The 2,543-nt window shown below is 64.5% G+C and carries 1 protein-coding gene; it reads right to left on the bottom strand.

Annotated features, from left to right (window positions below):
• Positions 1–101 precede the first annotated feature (101 nt).
• Positions 102–1,874, bottom strand: a complete 1,773-nt coding sequence (gene ltrA / locus KUM40_RS18435) for a group II intron reverse transcriptase/maturase (RefSeq protein WP_217167081.1) — start codon at positions 1,872–1,874, stop codon at positions 102–104.
• Positions 1,875–2,543: the final 669 nt, after the last annotated feature.

The following is a 2,543-nucleotide window of genomic DNA, read 5'->3' as shown; positions in this document are numbered from 1 at the left end:
GGTCGGGTAGCCGGACCACGTTGCCGTGATCCGGCCCCCTCAGAACCGGACGTGCGCCTTTCAACGCATCCGGCTCAAGCAAGCCGCGAGGGCTTCGCAGGTCAGCCGGTTTGTTGTGTGGGCCGTCTGCCGTCGCCGGCGTGGTGCTGGCGATGGCATTCGGAGTGTACGAGGCGAAGGTTGTTCCGTTCATCCGTACCGCCGTCTCGCCGGTATGTGAAGTGGTGTTTGTGGAGCGTCCGCTTCGACGCCGCGAACCAGTTGATCCACTCGCGTGGACTGTCCGGTTCGTATTCGGCTCCGACGATCAGTGCCTGCTTGCAGAGGGAGCAGAGCCCTCTCTGCCGTATTGCCAGGGCAAGGCTGGCCTTGTCCATGGGCGGCGGCACTGTCTTTCGACGGCGGTTGTGCCAGTACTCGCTCAGGGTTGGGTCATCTCGCGACGCCCTGCCCTTGACGATGTGGTGTCGGACGATTCCCGTCCAGGAGAACCGGGGGAGGAAGGCGCCGCTGATGCGGTCGCCGAATACCCATCGGTCGCGCCGGTAGGGGTGGAACATGCCGAAGTATCTGTTCACTACCCATTTCTTCGGCTTCTTCGGGTGGCGACGCCTGGCCCATTTGAAAGTCAGCCGCCACAGAAATATGTCCATCGACTTGAACGTGGTCGAGGACGCCACCGCCCGGTAATAGGCGGTCCACCCACGAACGATGGGGGACAGCCTGCGCAGTACGGTGCCGATGCGCATCCCACGCAGGGATTTCACCTCGGCCCGTAACCGCGCCCGGAGCCTCTTACAGGCCGCCGCGCTCGGCTTGATGATCATTTTGCCGCGTTGGTGCCGGATGGTGAACCCGAGAAAGTCGAACCCCTCTTCGAGATGGACGACCCTGGTCTTGCCCTCGTTCAGGCAAAGACCCCTCGGGGACAGCCAGTTCACCAATTGGGCTTTGATCCGGTATACCTCTGCTTCCTCGTGGCAGAGCACGACGAAGTCGTCCGCATACCTCACCAGCACCGGGGTGCCCATCCGGGTGTAGGGCTCGCGGCCCCTCCGCATCCGGTATTGACACCCGGCGGCCTGCTCCATTCCATGCAGAGCGACATTCAGCAGCAGCGGGCTGATCACACCTCCCTGCGGAGTTCCCTCCTCAGTTGGTGTGAACCGGCCACCTTCCATCACGCCCGCCTTGAGCCACTCTCTGACCAGCCCCCTGGCTGGGAACCGACCGATGGAGGACATCAAGTGCCCGTGATCAATACGGTCGAACGCTGCCGACAGGTCCGCGTCCAGCACCCATCGACGCCGGGAGGAGGGCCCCTTCGCCGTCAAATAGATCGCTTGTATCGCGTCCTGGCAGCCGCGTCCGGGCCGAAAGCCGTACGACCTCGGCTCGAACCGTGCCTCCCACTCCGGCTCCAGCGCATTCTTCACGCGGGCCTGAAGGACCCGGTCGCGAAGGACCGGAATACCGAGCGGGCGCTGTCTGCCGTTGCTCTTCGGGATGAACACCCGCTTGACCGGTCTGGCTTTCCAGGGCTCCGACGACCGATGGATCTCGGCCGCCAGCCTGCCCCTCGCCGCTGGGGTGAGGGCCCGTTCCCCGTCAATGCCTGCGGTCTTGCGGCCACTGCTCTGCTGCGTCACCCGCTTCACGCTGACCAGCGTGTTGCTGCGGCTCCGCAGCATGAGCTTTTGCAGGCTGCGGACCTTCTTCAGATCCCCTTCCTGCGACGCCTTGAAGATCCTCTGCCTCAGCCGTCGTACGTTCTTCTCGCATCCGGCCCAGTCGATACCGTGCCAGACGAGGGTCGCGTCCTTGGGTCCGTTCACCGCAGGCATCGGCGTCGCAGCCACGACCGAGACCACCATGCTCACCTCCGGCACCTAACTTGCCCCGCAGCTCCAACGGCCTTGCCAAGCGAGCTTCAAAGGCTCACCCGATCCACGTGGGCGCCCTTTCGGGCCGGGCCGACAGGCCCGTATCCAGCGAGTTATGAAGCAACAGGGGAAGGGCCCGTCGCCTGTTTCCTCTGGCCTTTCGGCCTGCTGGCCTTCGCTTCTTGGATCATCCTGTTCCCGCCGGAGATCTCCGCCTCCCTCACGGTCGGCCTACCAGACGGCTGCCTGGACCCCGACGGGGTTTCCACGTTCCGCACCAGCAAGATGCGGCTGGGGTGGGCGCCCTCTTTACCCCGGGACCAGCGGTGTCCGGCCTCCAGGTACAGGTGCCTGGAAGACGCTTGGTGCCTTGCAGCACCGGATCCTGTGACCGCCGCCAACTCACCATCGCGCGGCCTTGCGATCACGGGGCATCATCAAGGGTTCACTTGCGTTCGCCCGTCCAGCCTTTCCCTCACCTGTGGCTCCTCGATGGCCAAGGTGCCCTTGGGCTTGAACGCCGAGCTTCACACCTCGCCGTTGCCAGCGACGCATGTCGGCGCGGGAACGGGCCCGGACACAGGCCCGAAGTCCAGCTTCACCAACTCCCCATCACTCAACTGCACTTACTTACCCGGAGCGACTTCGTGTCGCACCCTG

This window comes from Streptomyces sp. AC512_CC834 (assembly GCF_019049325.1).
Taxonomy (GTDB): Bacteria; Actinomycetota; Actinomycetes; order Streptomycetales; family Streptomycetaceae; genus Streptomyces.
The sequence above is the reverse complement of the archived record's forward strand: the minus strand, read 5'-3'. Positions and strand labels throughout refer to the sequence as shown.